The following is a 14,177-nucleotide window of genomic DNA, read 5'->3' as shown; positions in this document are numbered from 1 at the left end:
CGGCCGGGCAGGAACGGGGGCCGCCGGCACGGGAAGGCGCCCGCGGCTCAGCCCGCCGGCTCCAGCCGCAGCACCCGCCCGCGCTGCTCGTCGGTGAGGATGTAGAGCAGCCCGTCCGGCCCCTGGATCACGTGGCGGAAGCGCGCCACGCGCTGCAGCAGCCGCTCCTCCCCGGTCACCCGTTCGCCCTCGATGGAGAGCCGCACCAGCCCGGGCGGGTTCAGCCCGGCCAGGAACAGGCTGCCGCGCCAGCCGGGAAAGGCCTCGCCGTCATAGAAGGCGATGCCGGAGGGGCTGATCACCGGCGTCCACACCCGCACCGGGTCGATCATCCCCGGCGCCGAACTCCGCTCGGAGATGACCGAGCCGTCGTAGTTCCGCCCGTGGGTCACCGCCGGCCAGCCGTAATTCCCGCCGCGGCGGATGAGGTTCAGCTCGTCCCCGCCGAGCGGCCCGAACTCCGCCGACCACAGCGCGCCGGTCCGGGGGCTGAAGGCGAGGCCCTGCGGGTTGCGGTGGCCATAGGACCAGATCTCCGGCCGCACCCCCTCGCGGTCCGGCCAGGGGTTGCCCTCGGCCGGGCGGCCGTCGCGCTCCAGCCGCAGGATCTTGCCGGCGAGGTCGGAGAGGTCCTGCGCCCGCTCCTTGCGCGCGAAGCGGTCGCCGGTGGAGAGGTAGAGCTTGCCGTCCTCCGGCCCGAAGGCGATGCGGCAGCCGTAGTGGTTGCGCCCCTGCGCCTGGGGCGGCGTCGCGTCCAGGATCGGGCGCGCCTGCTCCAGCGCCCGCGCATCGGCGGAGAGGCGGGCGCGCACCAGGCGGGTCAGCACGCCCCCCTGCACCGCGGCCGCCTGGCAGAGGTAGATCTCCCGCGTCTGCGCGAAATCCGGCGCCAGGGCCACGTCCAGCAGCCCGCCCTGGCCGGCCGCCTCCACCCGCGGCACGCCGGAGAGCGGTTCGGAGACGCGGCCGTCGGGACCGATCAGGCGCATCCGCCCCGGCCGCTCGGTCACCAGCAGGCGCCCGTCGGGCAGGAAGGCCCCGCCCCAGGGCCGCTCCAGCCCCTCGGCGAAGGTGGTGACGCGGAAGGTGGCGCGCTCCGAGGCGACGGGCGCGTCGGAGGCCCGCGCGGGCGCGCAGGCGGCAAGGGCCAGGGCGAGGGCGGCGGCGGGAAGGAAGCGGCGCATGCCGCCGCAGGTGGTCCGAGGCCGCCGCGCCTCAACCCCCGGCGGCGCGGCGCTTCACTCGATGTTACCGGCGATCCAGTCGCGCAGCGCGCCCTTCGGCAGGGCGCCGACCTTGGTGTCCACCAGCTTGCCGTCCTTGAACAGCATCATGGTCGGGATGCCGCGCACCGCGTACTCGTTCGGCGTCATCGGGTTCTCGTCGATGTTCACCTTGGCGACGGTGAGCCGGCCCGCATATTCCCTGGCGATCTCGTCGAGGACCGGCGCCACCATCCGGCACGGCCCGCACCACTCGGCCCAGAAATCCACCAGCACGGGCCCGGGCGCCTCCAGCACCTCCTGGCGGAAGGTCTCGTCCGTGACGGCTTTGGTGAGTTCGCTCATGGCGTCTCCTGTCGGCGGGGGTGGCCCGCCACGATGTCGCCGAAAGGTCGGGCGACGCGGGCGCCGGGTCAAGGATCGGGCGGGCGGGGGGCGGACATGCGCCCGGCGCGGGGCGCCTCAGCCCGGTGCGTGCGCGTCCAGCAACGCCTCCGGCAGCGGCATCAGCGAGGCGCCGTAGGTCCAGACCAGGGCGCACGCCACCGCGCGGCCGGGAAAGGCCTGGCGCAGCACGGCGCGATAGGCGGCCATCTGCCGCAGGTAGAGTGGCGCCACCTCCTCCGCCCGCGCCGGCGGGGGGCGGTTGGTCTTGTAGTCCAGCACCAGCACCCGGTCCGGGCGCACCACCAGCCGGTCCACCTGCCCCGCCACGAGCTGCCCGCCGACCCGCCCGGCGATCGGCGCCTCGGCCAGGCTGTCCGGGCCGAAGGCCTCGGCGATGGCGGGGGATCCGATCAGCGCCAGCACCTCCTCCAGCACCTCCGCCTGCTCCTCCGCCGACAGGCCGTGGCCGGGGCGGGCGAGGAAGCGGCGCCCGGCCTCGCGCCGCTCGGCCTCGGGCCGGCCGGGCAGGTGCTGCAGCAGGGCGTGCACCAGCCGCCCGCGGCGGAAGCGGCGCCCCTCGGGGTCGGTGCCGCCATGCGGGGCGGCGGCGGGCGTCTCCTGCTCCCCCGGCAGGGCGGAGGGGGCGATGGCGGCCTCCGGCGCCTCGGGCGGGGCGGGGCGGTGGACCCAGGGGGGCAGCGGCCCCGCGGCGAGGTCGGCGGCGGCGGGGCGGTCCTCGGCCGGCGCCGCCTGCTGCGGGCAGTCGAGGCGCCAGAGCATCCCGCCGCCGAAGTCGCAGGCGGGAGGGGCGCCGAAGGCCGCCGGGTCGAAGGGCTCCTGCCGCGCCCCGTCCAGGCGGCGGAAGCCCTCGGCGACGAAGCGGTACCACTCCCGCGGCTCCTCCCCCCAGCCGCAGACCAGCAGGCGGTCCTCGGCGCGGGTCAGCGCCACGTAGAGCAGGCGGTTCTCCTCCTGCTGGCGCTTGCGCGCATCCTCGGCCACCGTGTCGAGATAGGCGGGGGCGTGGAATTCCTTGCGCGGCGCCCAGAGCGGCAGGGCGGTGCCGTCGCCCTCGGCCCAGCGCACCACCTCCCGCCCCTCGCCGCCGCCGACATCGGGCAGGATCACCACCGGCGCCTGCAGCCCCTTGGCGTTGTGCACGGTCATGATGCGCACCGCGTCGGCGCCGCTCTCGGCCTCGCGCTTCACCTCGGCGCCGCCGCGGCGCAGCCAGTGGACGAAGCCCTGCAGGCTCGGCGGGTGCTTGCGCTCATAGGCGAGGGCGGCGGTCAGCACCTCGTCCAGCGGTTCCGCCGCGTCGGGGCCGAGGCGGGCCAGCAGCCGCGCCCGCCCGCCAGGGCCAAGCAGGCAGGGCTCGCCCAGCACCTCGGCGAGCAGGGCGTGCGGCGTGCAGAGGTCGGCGCGGTCGGCGAGGCGGGCGATCCACTCCGCCGCGCGCCCGGCCGCGCTGTCGGCGCCGCGCTCGGCGAGCAGCGCCGACCACAGCGAGCCGCTGCGGCCGTGCGCCAGCGCGAACAGCTCCTCCTCGGAGAGGCCGACCAGCGGGCTCTTCAGCAGGGCCGCGAGCTGCAGGTCGTCCTCGGGCAGCAGCAGCACGTCGAGCAGCGCCAGCAGGTCCTGCACCGCGATGTGCTCGACGAGCTTCAGGCGCCCGACGCCGGCGACCGGCACGCCGCGCTCCTTCAGCGCGCGCACCAGCAGCGGCACCAGCTTCACGTTGGCGATGCGCCGCACCAGCACCAGGATGTCGCCGGGGCGGATGCGGCGCGGGCGCGGCGCGCCGTCCGGGCCGGGGACGGCGCGGGCGGGCAGCGTCTCCTCCGCCACCATGCGGGCGATGCGCGCGGCCAGGGCTTCTGCCATCAGCGCCGTCTCGTCGGCGACGCGCTGCGGCTCCTCCGGGATGTCCCAGGCGGCGGGCTTCGGCTTCGCCGCCGGGCGCAGCAGCGGCCAGAGCTCGACGCTGCCGGCCTGGCCGGCGCGGTCGGGGCGGTGCTCCAGCGTCTCGCCCTCCGCCACCACGCCGTCGCGCGCCGCGCCCTCGGCGAACACCGCGTCCACCAGCGCCAGCACCGGCGCGGTGGAGCGGAAGGAGACCTTGAGGTCCACCTTGCGGAAGGCCGAGGCGCCGCCGCGGCCGGAGACGCGCTTGCGGAAGCGCGCCTCCCAGGTGCCGAAGCCCTGCGCGTCCGCGCCCTGGAAGCCGTAGATGGACTGCTTGGTGTCGCCGACCGCGAAGATGGTGCGCAGCCGCTCCCCGCGCCCGGCCAGCTCGGCGCCGAAGCCGGCGAAGAACTCCTCGGTCAGCGCCGAGGCGATCTCCCACTGCGCCGGGTTGGTGTCCTGCGCCTCGTCGAGCAGCACGTGATCCAGGCCGCCGTCGAGCTTGAACAGCACCCAGGCGCTGCCCGGGTCGCGCAGCACGCGCGAGGCCACGGCGATCAGGTCGTCGTAGGCGAGCAGCCCAGCGGAGCGCTTGCGCGCCTCGTAGTGGTCGAGCACCGGGCCGGCCAGCGCCAGCAGCGCCTCCGTCGCCTCGAGCAGCCGGCAGGCGGCGCGCTTCTCGCGCAGGCCGAGGATGCGCCGCGCCTCGGCGGCCAGCGCCGGGCTGTCCAGGATGACCTTGCGCGGCTCGCCCTTGGCGGTGAGGAAGAGGTCGCACCACTCCTCCCAGCGCGTGGCCCGGCCCTCGTGGTCGAGGGCGAGGAATTCCCGCACCTTCTCCGCCAGCTCGCGCGGCTGCTTGTTGCGGTGGTTCATCCAGGCCGCCGCCTCCCGCGCCACCGCGTCCGGCACCATGCAGGCGGAGGCGATCACCGCCGCCTCGTCCTCCCCGTCGTCGAGCCTGAGCGCGCGTGCGAGGCGGAAGCGCAGCCCGGCCATGCCGTTGCTCGCGCGGAGGCAAGCGGCGAGGCGGTCGCGCTTCTCGAGCAGCGCGGCGACGGCGGCGGAGAACTCCTCCGCCCCCGCCAGCGCCGCGAGCAGCGCCAGCTTCTCCCGCGGCGCCGCGCCGCCCGAGAGCACCGCCTCGCGCGCATCGGCGAGCAGCGCCGCGGCGTCGGCATCCTCCAGCACGGCGAATTGCGGCGGCAGCCCGGCCTCCAGCGGGAAGGCGCCGAGCAGGGACTGGCAGAAGGAGTGGATGGTGGAGATGCGCATCCCCCCCGGCAGCTCCAGCACCTCCGCGAACAGCAGCCGGGCGCGGCGCAGCAGGGCGGGGCTCGGCTCGCAGCCGAGCGCGGCGAGGTCGGCGGCGAGCCTGTCGTCCTCGGCGCAGGCCCATTCGCCGAGGCGGCGGGCGAGGCGCGTCTGCATCTCGGCGGCCGCGGCGCGGGTGAAGGTGAGGCAGAGGATGCGGTTCGCCGCCTGCCCCTCCTGCAGCAGCAGGCGCAGCACGCGGTCGGTCAGCACCTTGGTCTTGCCCGACCCGGCCGAGGCGCCGACCCAGGCGGAGATGGCGGGGTCGGAGGCGATGCGCTGGGCGATCTGCGCCTCCTCGCGCGCGCTGATGCCCACGGTCATGGCCCGCCCCCTTCCGCCGCGTCCTCCGCCCCCGCCCATTCGCCGAGGCGCGAGAGGTGCTCGTATTCCGTGCCGGCCGGCCGCCGCCCCGGATGCGGGCGGGCGGTGAAGGGCGCGGCGCCGAGCAGGTAGCGCCCGACCAGGCGGCGCAGCTCCCCGAGCGCCTGCTCGGCCAGGTGGGCGATCTCCTGCGCCTCCCGGCTCACCACCCGCACCTCGCCCGGCTCCGGCCCGCCGCTCAGGCGCCAGTAGGCGAGCGCCGCAGCGTCCGCCGGCTGCAGGCCGGGGAAGGCGCCGCGCGCCGCCATCGCCGCCTCCAGCGGCAGTTGCGGCCGGTGCCCCTCCTTCACCTGCGCGGCGGAGGGCGGGGTGCCGGTCTTGTAGTCGAGGATGGCGACGCGCCCGTCCGCCAGCAGGTCCAGCCGGTCGGCGCGCGCGGTCAGGGTGGCGCAGCGCCCGTCCTCCATGCGCAGCGGCAGCTCGCCGCGGATCTCGGTGAGGCTGCGCAGGATGCGCCCGCCGCGCCGCGCCGCCGCCTCCTCGGCCACCACGAAGGCGCCGATGCGGGCAAGCCGCGGGCGCCAGAAGGCGACGAGGCCGGGGCGCGCGCCGGCCTGCGCCAGCGCCTCCTCGGCCGCCGCCTCGAACAGCGCCATGGCGGCGTCGTGGCCGGGCCAGCGGCCGTCGCCGAGGCGCCTGACGAAGCGCGCCATCGCCGCGTGCACCAGGGTGCCGTAATCCGCCGCCCCCGCCTCGGCGTCCAGCGGGTCGAGCGGGCTGAGGCGGAGCACGCGCCTGGCGTAGAAGGCGTAGGGGTCGGCGATCAGCGTCTCGATCTCGGTCACCGAGATGCGGTCCGGCCGCGCCGCGGCGGGCGGGCGCGGCGCCGGCCGGGCGCAGGGCTGCACCACCTCCGGCCGGTCGAGCCGCGTCGCCCAGGCGAGCGCCGGGGAGGGCGGCAGGCGCAGCCCCTGCGGATGCGCCGCGTCGCGCTGCCCGGCGAGGAAGGTCTCAAGCCGCGTCAGCCAGCGCGCCGGCACGGTCGGCGCCCCGCCGCGCCGCGCCGCGCGCGACAGCACGGCGACGGGGGCGCTGCAGGCGGCGAGGAAGAAGTCGGCGCAGACGCGGCCGATGCGCGCCTCGGGCTCGGGCAGGCCGAAATCGGCGCGCATCGGGCGGCTCATCCAGGGGCCGGGGTCGGTGGCCAGCGGCCAGACCGTCTCGTCCAGCGCGCCGAGCACCACGCGGTCGAAGGTGAGCAGCCGCGCCTCCAGCAGGCCCAGGATCTCGACGCGCGGGTGCGGCCCGCCCTCGCGCCCGCGGCTGCCGCGGAAGGAGGGCGCGGCCGCCCCCTCCATCGCCGCGTCGAACAGGGCGGGCCAGCAGGCGGGGCTGAGCGGGGCCATCTCCGCCATCGCCGGGGCGAGGCCGGCGAGGTGCTGCGCCAGCACCTCCCCCTCCTCCCCGGCATAGAGGCGGAGGCCGCCCGGCATGGCGCGGGTGGAGGCGAGCCGCTCGGCGGCGGCGAGATGCGCCTCGAGCAGCGCCGCGGGGGGGCGCGCGGGCGCCTCCGGCAGCGCCGCGAACTCGCCGAGGCATGCCTCGAGCGCGCCGAGCAGCGCCGCGGCCTCGGCCGGCGCATCCGCCGGCAGGGCGGCGCGCAGCCCGGCGATGCCGGGGGCCGGGCGCGGGCCGCGCAGCGCCGCGAGTTCGAGGCGCCTGACCGCGCGCATCCAGTCCGCCCGGTCCATCCCGCCCGCACACAGGGGATGCTTGAGCAGGGCGAGCAGCGGCACCGGCGCCAGCCCCTCCGCGACCGCACGGGCGAGCAGGCGGAGGAAGGCGCCGGCCGGGCTCTGCCCCAGCGCCTCGCCGGCGGAATCGTCCGCCACCACGCCGTGCCGCGCCAGCTCGGCGGAGACGCGGCGGGCGAGGTCGCGGTCGGGCGTGACCAGCGCGGCGCGCGCCTTCGGATCCTCCAGCGCCTCGCGCAGCAGCAGCGCGATCGCCACCGCCTCGGCCTGCGCGTCCGGCGCGTTGAGTACCGAGAGGCCCTCGATCGCCGGCAGCCATTCCTGCGGGCGGCGGGACTGCCAGGCGGGCAGGCCGGCGGCGGGGCGCAGCGCCATGCCGAGCAGCGCCGGGCGGCCGGGCGGCACGGCGCGCGCCACCGCCTCCTCGGGCGCGCAGCCGGGCCAGCGCTTCACATCCTCCCGCCGCGCCGAGAGCGCCGCCAGCAGCCGCTGCTGGCCGCAGAAGGGGTGGGTCGGCGCCTCGCGGATCGCGTCCCACACCGTCTCGGCCGAGAGCTGGTCCACCCCGTGCAGCACCACCGCGCCCCGCGGCAGCTCCTCGGCCACGACGCGGAGCAGCTCGGCGGCGGCGGGGATGGTGCCGCCCACCCCGATGCCGGCGGCGATCACCGGATCGGGCGGCGGCGCGCGGCGCCAGGCCTCGGTCTGCGCGCGCAGCGCCTGCACGCGCCGCATGCCGATGTCCAGCAGCCCGTGCCGCCGGAGCCAGGCCTGCCACTCCGCGACCACGCCGCGCAGGAAGGCCAGCGTGATCTGCCAATGCGTCGCGTGCTGCTCCGGCACCAGCAGTTCCAGCCGCGCCAGCCAGTGCTCGGCCAGCGCCTCCGGCGCGGTGGTGGCGAGCAGGTCGAGGTCGCGCTCCTCCAGCGCGATCTCGTCGAGCAGCGTCGCCAGCGCCCCGGCCAGCGACCAGGCCTGCTCCGGCGTGCCGGGCCCGCCATACTTGGGATCGAGGCGGAGGATCATGCGCGCCAGCACCGCCTGGCGGCGCAGCGGCTCCACCGCCGGCGGCAGGTCGAGCAGCGAGGGCAGCGCCAGCTCGTCCGCATCCTCGGTGGAAAGGCCGGCGAGCGCGCGCATGCGCGGCAGCAGCAGCGCCCGTCCCTCGGCGGCGCGCAGGAAGGCGGCGCGCAGCGCGCGGGCGGAGCGGCGCGTCGGCAGCAGGATGGTGACGCGGGAGAGCCGCTCCGGCGACTCCCCGGGGATCAGGCGCAGCACCCCGGCGGCGAGGCAGTCCAGGAACGGCAGGTGGGCCGGGATGTCGTAGAGGCGGAAGAAGGGCGCGGTCAGCGCGGCGAGGCTGCCCTGCTCCGCGGGACGGGGCGCGGCCATCAGAACGGCGCCCGCACCAGCCCGGCGCGCATCGCCTCCTCCGCCCGCGCGAGGTCGGCCGGGGTGGAGAGGTGGAACCACACCCCGTCATGCACCAGCGCGAACAGCCGCCCCCGCGCGATGGCGCGGTCATAGGCGCGATTCAGGCTGAATGGCCCCTCCGGCATGTCCTCGAACAGGTCCGGGACCAGGATCTGCACCCCGGCGAAGACGTAGGGCGCCATCTCCCGCTCCTTCGGCCGGCGCACGGCGCCGAGCGGGTCGAGCAGGAAGTCGCCGCGGCCGACCTCGCCCTCCACCTGGGCGCTGCGCACCAGCAGCAGCAGCCCGTCCATCCGCTCCGGGTCGAAGGCGGCGGCGAGGCGGGCGAGCGCGGGCGTCGGTCCGTCCAGCCAGACGCTGTCGCCGTTCACCACGGCGAAGGGGCCGGGGCCGAGATGCGGCAGGGCGCGGCGCACGCCGCCGCCCGTCTCCAGCAGCGTCTCCTCGTGCTGCAGCAGGCAGGCGGGGGTGCGGCGCCGGGCGACGGCCTCGGCCACCTGGTCCGCGAGCCAGTGGGCGTTCACCACCACCCGCTCCACCCCCGCCGCCTCCAGCCGGTCGAGCGCGCGGTCGAGCAGGGAGCGGCCGTGCAGCATCAGCAGCGGCTTGGGCCTCGCCTCGGTCAGCGGCCGCATGCGGGTGCCGAGGCCGGCGGCGAGCACCATGGCGCGGGTCAGGGCGATCATGCGGTCACCAGCGGAACGGGGTTGCGCCGCAGCGCGCGCGGCACGTGCCGGTCGAGGAAGCGGGCGAGCGGGGCGCAGGCGGGATGGGCGAGGGCGCGGTCGAGCATCGCCCAGCAGCGTGGCCCGTGCGCCAGGTAGCGCGGCTTGCCGTCCCGCCGCGCCAGCCGCACCCAGAGCGCGGCGACGCGCAGGTGCCGCTGCGCGCCATGCGCGGCCATCGCCGCCTCCAGCGATGCGGCGTCGAGGCCGGGGCGGCGGGCGAGATAGGCGCGGAGCGCCGCCTCGCGCGCCGCCGGGGCGACGTCGCGCCGCGCATCCTCGACCAGCGAGACCAGATCGTAGGCGGGGTGGCCGAGCGCGGCGTCCTGGAAGTCCAGGATGCCGGTGCGGCGCGGCCCGGCGCGCCCGGGCAGGCGCATCAGGTTGGCCGGGAAGTAGTCGCGGTGGACGAGGCCGCGCTGGCCCGCGAAGGGGGCGAGCGTCTCCGCCAGCGCCGCGTCCAGCCCCGCCCGCACCTCCGGCGCCGGGGGCGCGCCGAAGGCGGCGGGCCACCACCAGTCGAGGAAGGTCGCCGCCGTCGCCCGCGCCATCGCCGCCGCGTCCCAGGGGGGCAGGTCCGCCGGGGGCGGCGCCGCGTGCAGCGCCGCCAGCGCCTCCGCCGCCTCGGCGTAGAGGGGGGCGGGATCGGCGCCGGCATCGAGCAGGTCGGCGTGGGTCGCCTCGCCGAGATCCTCGATCAGCAGCAGGCCGCGCGCCGGGTCCTCGGCCAGGATCTCCGGCGCGGAGAGGCCGGCGGCCAGCAGGTGGCGGGCGAGGCGGGCGAAGGGGCGCACATCCTCGGGCGGGGGCGCCTCCATCAGCAGCGCCGGGCGCGGCCCGCCCACCAGGCGGAGATAGCGGCGGAAGCTGGCATCGCCCGGCAGCGGGCGGGGCTCGGCGGCGCCGAAGCCCTGCGCGGCGAGGAAGGCGGCGACCTCGGGGGAGGGTGGCGTCACGCCAGCGCCTCCCGCAGCCGCCCGGGCCAGCCGGAGAGGGTGGCGATGCGCTCCTCCTCCGCCGCGCCGGGGGCCAGCGCCACGGTCAGCGCCCCCTCCGGCCGCAGCGCCCCGAGCCGGTCGGGCCATTCCACCAGCACGATCCCCCGCAGCGCCTCCTCCCAGCCGAGTTCCGCGAGGTCGGCGGGGCCTTCCAGCCGGTAGAGGTCGAAATGGTGCGCCTCCCCCCCGCCCGGCAGGTCGTAGCTCTGCACCAGGGTGAAGCTCGGCGAGGGCACCTCGAGCGCCGGGTCGCCGGCCAGCGCGCGCAGGAAGGCGCGGGCGAAGGCGCTCTTGCCGGCGCCGAGGGGGCCTTCCAGCAGCACGGCGTCGCCCGGCCGCGCCGCGGGGGCGAGGCGGGCGGCAAGGCGCGCGGTGGCGTCGGGGTCCGGCAGGCGCAGGGTGAGAGGGCCTTCCATGAGGGGCGCGACTCGGGGGCGGCGGGGTGGACTCTGCGGGGCGGCGGGGCGCGTGGGCAAGGGCGATGTTCGCGGTCTGATCCGGTTACCACCTCCGGCCGGGCATGACGTGGCGCCCCCTCGGCGGGGCCGCCGCCCCGCCCCGGGCAAAATTTTGCCCGCGCCCCATGCCTCCTCTATGACGCCCCCGGCTCGGGGGGAAAGCGATGACGGCGAGCATCGAGACCGACGTGGCGATCATCGGCGCGGGGCCCGTGGGGCTGTTCGCCGTGTTCGAATGCGGGATGCTGCGCATGCGGTGCGTGGTGGTGGACGCGCTCGACGCGATCGGCGGCCAGTGCACCGCCCTCTACCCCGAGAAGCCGATCTTCGACATCCCCGCCCACCCGGCGATCGACGCGCAGGACCTGGTGGCGCAGCTCGAGAGGCAGGCGGCGCCCTTCACGCCGATCTACCTGCTCGGCCGGCGGGTGGAGACGCTGCGGGAGCAGGAGGGCGAGTTCACCCTCACCACCAGCCAGGGCGACACGCTGCGCGTGAAGGCGGTGGTGATCGCCGCCGGCGCCGGCGCCTTCGGCCCGAACCGCCCGCCGCTCGCCGGCCTGGCCGGCTACGAGGCCTCCGGCGCGGTGCGCTACATGGTGGCGCGGCGGGAGGATTTCCGCGGCCGGCGGGTGGTGATCGCGGGCGGCGGCGATTCCGCGGTGGACTGGGCGCTGTCGCTGAAGGAGGTGGCCGCCAGGGTGACGGTGGTGCATCGCCGCCCGAAATTCCGCGCCGCGCCGGAGAGCGTGGCGCGGCTGGAGCAGGCCGCCGCGCGCGGCGAGGTGGAGATGGCGATCCCCTACCAGCTCCACGGGCTGGAAGGGGACGGCACGCGCCTCTCGGCGGTGGTGGTGGCGACGCTGAAGGGGGAGACGCGCGCCATCCCGGCCGACCACCTGCTGCCCTTCTACGGCCTGTCCATGGAGCTCGGCCCGATCGCGCAGTGGGGCCTCGGCCTCGACCGCCACCACATCACGGTGACGCCGGCGACCTGCGAGACCACCATCCCCGGCGTCTACGCCATCGGCGACATCGCCACCTATCCTGGCAAGCTGAAGCTGATCCTGCAGGGCTTCTCGGAGGCGGCGATGGCCGCGCACGCCATCCATCCGCGGGTCTTCCCGGGCGAGGCGCTGCACTTCGAATACTCCACCACCAAGGGCGTGCCGGGCACCGCGGCGGCGGAGTAGGGGGCGCGCGGCGATCGCGCGCGCATCCTCGCCCGTCCGGGGTCTCCCGCCCGGGCGGGCGATCCGCCCTACGCCGCCGCCATCGCCGCGCTCCGCGCCGGCAGCACGGCGCGGAGCGCCGCCACCAGCTCGGCGATCATCGCGTCGGTGTGGAAGGGCGTGGCGCAGAGGCGCAGCCGCTCCGTCCCCCGCGGCACGGTCGGGTAGTTGATGGGCGTGGCGTAGATCGCGTGCTCCTCCAGCAGCCGGCGCGCCACCTCGCGGCAGCGGGCGGCATCCCCCACCATCACCGGCACGATGTGGCTCGGCGCGTCGAGGCGCGGCAGACCGGCCGCGTCCAGCGCCGCCTTCAGCGCCGCCGCGCGCTCCGCCAGGCGGGCGCGGCGCTCCGGATCGCGGCGCAGCAGGCGCACGCTCTCGAGCGAGGCGGCGGCGACGGCGGGCGGCAGGGCGGTGGTGAAGATCAGCCCGCCGGCGACGCTGCGGATGTAGTCCACCACCGCCGCCTCCCCGGCGACGTAGCCGCCGAGCACGCCGAACCCCTTGGCGAGCGTGCCCTCGATCAGGTCCACGCGCGCCGCCACGCCGTCGCGCTCGCTGATGCCGCCGCCGGTGACGCCGTAGAGGCCGACGGCGTGCACCTCGTCGAGATAGGTCATGGCGCCGTGGCGCTCGGCCAGGTCGCAGATGGCGCCGATGTCGGCGATGTCGCCGTCCATGGAATAGACGCTCTCGAAGGCGATCAGCTTCGGCGCCTCCGCCGGGGCGGCGCGCAGCAGCGCCTCCAGATGGCCGAGGTCGTTGTGGCGCCAGATGTGCCGCACCGCGCCCTTGGCGCCGCGCATGCCCGCGATCATCGAGGCGTGGTTCTTGGCGTCGCTGAACACGTGGAAGCCCGGCAGCGCCTCCAGCAGCGCCGAGAGCGCCGCCTGGTTGGCGACGTAGCCGCTGCCGAACAGCAGCGCCGCCTCCTTGCCGTGCAGCGAGGCGAGCTCGGCCTCGAGCGCCGCGTGCAGGGGCGAGGTGCCGGAGATGTTGCGCGTGCCGCCCGCCCCCGCCCCGTGCTGGGCGAGCGCGCGCCGCGCCGCCTCCAGCACCGCCGGGTGGCTGCCCATGCCGAGATAGTCGTTGGTGGACCAGACCGTCACCTCCCGCACCCCCTGCGGCCCGTGCCAGCGGTAGCGGGGGAAGGCGCCGGCGAGCTTCTCCAGCCGGGCGAATTCGCGGTAGCGGCCCTCGCGGCGCAGCCCGTCGAGCGAGGCCCGGCAATGGTCGCGGAAGGCGGCACGGGTCGGGTTCATGGGCAGGCCCCGGCGTGTCCAGGAAATGGGTAGGTCCGGCATGGTTGGCTACTGGTCCCGCCGCTGCGCCGCAACCCCGCACCGCGCGGGGAGGCTCCGGCCGCGCAGGAAAGCGCGGCGCGGGCGCGCCGCCATGATCGGGATCAATCCGCGCCTTGAGGTTGAAGCGGGCGGCCCGCCGCGGCATGGTGCGGCGCGCCGCCCGCCGGCCGGTGCGCCGCGCTGTGCGGCGGCGCACAGACCGTCGGGGAAGGGCGTGGAACGTTCCGCCGGTGGCGCCCCGTTGGCCGCCGCCGCGCCGCACGCCGGGACCCAGGGCATGACGACCCCCCTTCACTTCCTGCACCTCACCGATCTGCACATGCCCCCGCCCGGCGCGCTGCTGCGCGGCATCGACGTCGCGGCGCGGGTCGAGGCGATGCTCGCGGCCATCGCCGAACGCCACGGCCCGCAGGGCCCGCTGCCGGCCGCCTTCGCCGTCGTCACTGGCGACCTGACGCGGGACGGCGAGGCGGCGGCCTATGGGCGCCTGCGCGAGGCGCTCGCCCGCCTTCCCTTCCCGGCGCACCTGATGCTCGGCAACCACGACGACCGCGCCGCCTTCCGCGCCGCCTTCCCCGGCGCGCCGGCGGATGGGGAGGGCTTCGTGCAGCAGGCCCTGCCGGGCCCGGCCGGGCTCTGCCTGCTGCTCGACACGCTCGACCAGGGCCAGGCCGGGGGGCGGCTCTGCGACCGCCGCCTCGCCTGGCTGGAGGCGCGGCTCGCGGAGAGCGAGGGGCCGGTGCTGCTGTTCCTGCACCACCCCCCGCTGCCGGTCGGGATCGGCGGCATGGATGCGATCGGCCTGCGGGAGAGCGCGGCGCTGTGGGAGGTGCTGGCGCCGCACCGCGCCCGGCTGCGGCACCTCTTCCACGGCCACCTGCACCGGCCGATCGCGGGCTCCTGGCGCGGCATCCCGCTCTCCTCGCATCGCGGCCCGGCCTTCGAGGTGGCGCTCACCTCCGCCTCCGGACGGACCGAGGTCAGCGCCCGGCTGCCGCCCTGCTACGCCCTCGCGCGCCTCGAGGGCGGGGACCTCGTGGTGCACACCGAGGAGCTGGCGGGGACGGCCTGATCCCGTCCGGTTGACGGGGGCCGGACGCCGCCGCAGCCTTCCGGCGG

The 14,177-nt window shown here is 77.1% G+C and carries 10 protein-coding genes; 2 read left to right on the top strand and 8 right to left on the bottom strand.

The genetic code is table 11. The annotated features are described in order from the left end of the window. Positions 1 to 47: 47 nt before the first annotated feature. The 7 genes from ET526_RS00570 to tsaE form a co-directional block, all read right to left on the bottom strand. Positions 48 to 1,184, bottom strand: coding sequence for a PQQ-dependent sugar dehydrogenase (locus tag ET526_RS00570; protein ID WP_135465710.1), 1,137 nt, complete (start codon positions 1,182 to 1,184; stop codon positions 48 to 50). Positions 1,185 to 1,238: 54 nt separating this feature from the next. Beyond that, positions 1,239 to 1,568, bottom strand: coding sequence for a thioredoxin TrxA (trxA, locus tag ET526_RS00565; RefSeq protein WP_135465709.1), 330 nt, complete (start codon positions 1,566 to 1,568; stop codon positions 1,239 to 1,241). A 117-nt stretch (positions 1,569 to 1,685) separates the two neighbouring features. Continuing rightward, positions 1,686 to 5,153 (bottom strand): double-strand break repair helicase AddA, encoded by a 3,468-nt coding sequence (gene addA / locus ET526_RS00560; RefSeq protein ID WP_135465708.1) that lies wholly within the window; start codon positions 5,151 to 5,153, stop codon positions 1,686 to 1,688. Continuing rightward, positions 5,150 to 8,299, bottom strand: a complete 3,150-nt coding sequence (addB, locus tag ET526_RS00555; protein WP_135465707.1) for a double-strand break repair protein AddB — start codon at positions 8,297 to 8,299, stop codon at positions 5,150 to 5,152. Before addB ends, addA begins: the two co-directional genes overlap by 4 nt. Next, positions 8,299 to 9,027 (bottom strand): nucleotidyltransferase family protein, encoded by a 729-nt coding sequence (locus ET526_RS00550; protein ID WP_135465706.1) that lies wholly within the window; start codon positions 9,025 to 9,027, stop codon positions 8,299 to 8,301. Before ET526_RS00550 ends, addB begins: the two co-directional genes overlap by 1 nt. After that, complete coding sequence (locus tag ET526_RS00545) at positions 9,024 to 10,022, bottom strand: aminoglycoside phosphotransferase family protein (RefSeq protein WP_135465705.1); 999 nt, start codon at positions 10,020 to 10,022, stop codon at positions 9,024 to 9,026. The genes ET526_RS00550 and ET526_RS00545 overlap by 4 nt, the downstream gene beginning before the upstream one ends. After that, entirely contained in the window at positions 10,019 to 10,480 is a 462-nt protein-coding gene (gene tsaE / locus ET526_RS00540; RefSeq protein WP_135465704.1) for a tRNA (adenosine(37)-N6)-threonylcarbamoyltransferase complex ATPase subunit type 1 TsaE, read from the bottom strand. The genes ET526_RS00545 and tsaE overlap by 4 nt, the downstream gene beginning before the upstream one ends. A gap of 206 nt (positions 10,481 to 10,686) precedes the next feature. Here tsaE and ET526_RS00535 point away from each other — a divergent pair, with 206 nt between their 5' ends. Then, positions 10,687 to 11,715 (top strand): NAD(P)/FAD-dependent oxidoreductase, encoded by a 1,029-nt coding sequence (locus ET526_RS00535; protein ID WP_135465703.1) that lies wholly within the window; start codon positions 10,687 to 10,689, stop codon positions 11,713 to 11,715. A gap of 68 nt (positions 11,716 to 11,783) precedes the next feature. Here the strand turns inward: ET526_RS00535 and hemA are convergent, their stop codons facing one another. Further along, positions 11,784 to 13,016 (bottom strand): 5-aminolevulinate synthase, encoded by a 1,233-nt coding sequence (hemA, locus tag ET526_RS00530; protein ID WP_135465702.1) that lies wholly within the window; start codon positions 13,014 to 13,016, stop codon positions 11,784 to 11,786. Between the two features lie 319 nt (positions 13,017 to 13,335). On the opposite strand from hemA, the gene ET526_RS00525 reads away from it, so the two are divergent. Next, positions 13,336 to 14,130 carry a phosphodiesterase gene (locus ET526_RS00525; RefSeq protein ID WP_158295444.1) on the top strand — a complete coding sequence of 265 codons (795 nt, stop codon included), beginning with the start codon at positions 13,336 to 13,338 and terminating at the stop codon, positions 14,128 to 14,130. The last annotated feature ends 47 nt before the right edge of the window (positions 14,131 to 14,177 follow it).

Origin of the sequence: Crenalkalicoccus roseus (assembly GCF_004761865.1) — a bacterium.
Taxonomy (GTDB): Bacteria; Pseudomonadota; Alphaproteobacteria; order Acetobacterales; family Acetobacteraceae; genus Crenalkalicoccus; species Crenalkalicoccus roseus.
The sequence above is the reverse complement of the archived record's forward strand: the minus strand, read 5'-3'. Positions and strand labels throughout refer to the sequence as shown.

Bases quoted from the DNA above. Each gene is read 5' to 3' on its own strand.
- ET526_RS00550 (WP_135465706.1), bottom strand. From the start codon at position 9,027: ATGATCGCCCTGACCCGCGCCATGGTGCTCGCCGCCGGCCTCGGCACC.
- trxA (WP_135465709.1), bottom strand. From the start codon at position 1,568: ATGAGCGAACTCACCAAAGCCGTCACGGACGAGACCTTCCGCCAGGAG.
- addB (WP_135465707.1), bottom strand. From the start codon at position 8,299: ATGGCCGCGCCCCGTCCCGCGGAGCAGGGCAGCCTCGCCGCGCTGACC.
- ET526_RS00535 (WP_135465703.1), top strand. From the start codon at position 10,687: ATGACGGCGAGCATCGAGACCGACGTGGCGATCATCGGCGCGGGGCCC.
- ET526_RS00570 (WP_135465710.1), bottom strand. From the start codon at position 1,184: ATGCGCCGCTTCCTTCCCGCCGCCGCCCTCGCCCTGGCCCTTGCCGCC.
- tsaE (WP_135465704.1), bottom strand. From the start codon at position 10,480: ATGGAAGGCCCTCTCACCCTGCGCCTGCCGGACCCCGACGCCACCGCG.
- addA (WP_135465708.1), bottom strand. From the start codon at position 5,153: ATGACCGTGGGCATCAGCGCGCGCGAGGAGGCGCAGATCGCCCAGCGC.
- ET526_RS00525 (WP_158295444.1), top strand. From the start codon at position 13,336: ATGACGACCCCCCTTCACTTCCTGCACCTCACCGATCTGCACATGCCC.
- hemA (WP_135465702.1), bottom strand. From the start codon at position 13,016: ATGAACCCGACCCGTGCCGCCTTCCGCGACCATTGCCGGGCCTCGCTC.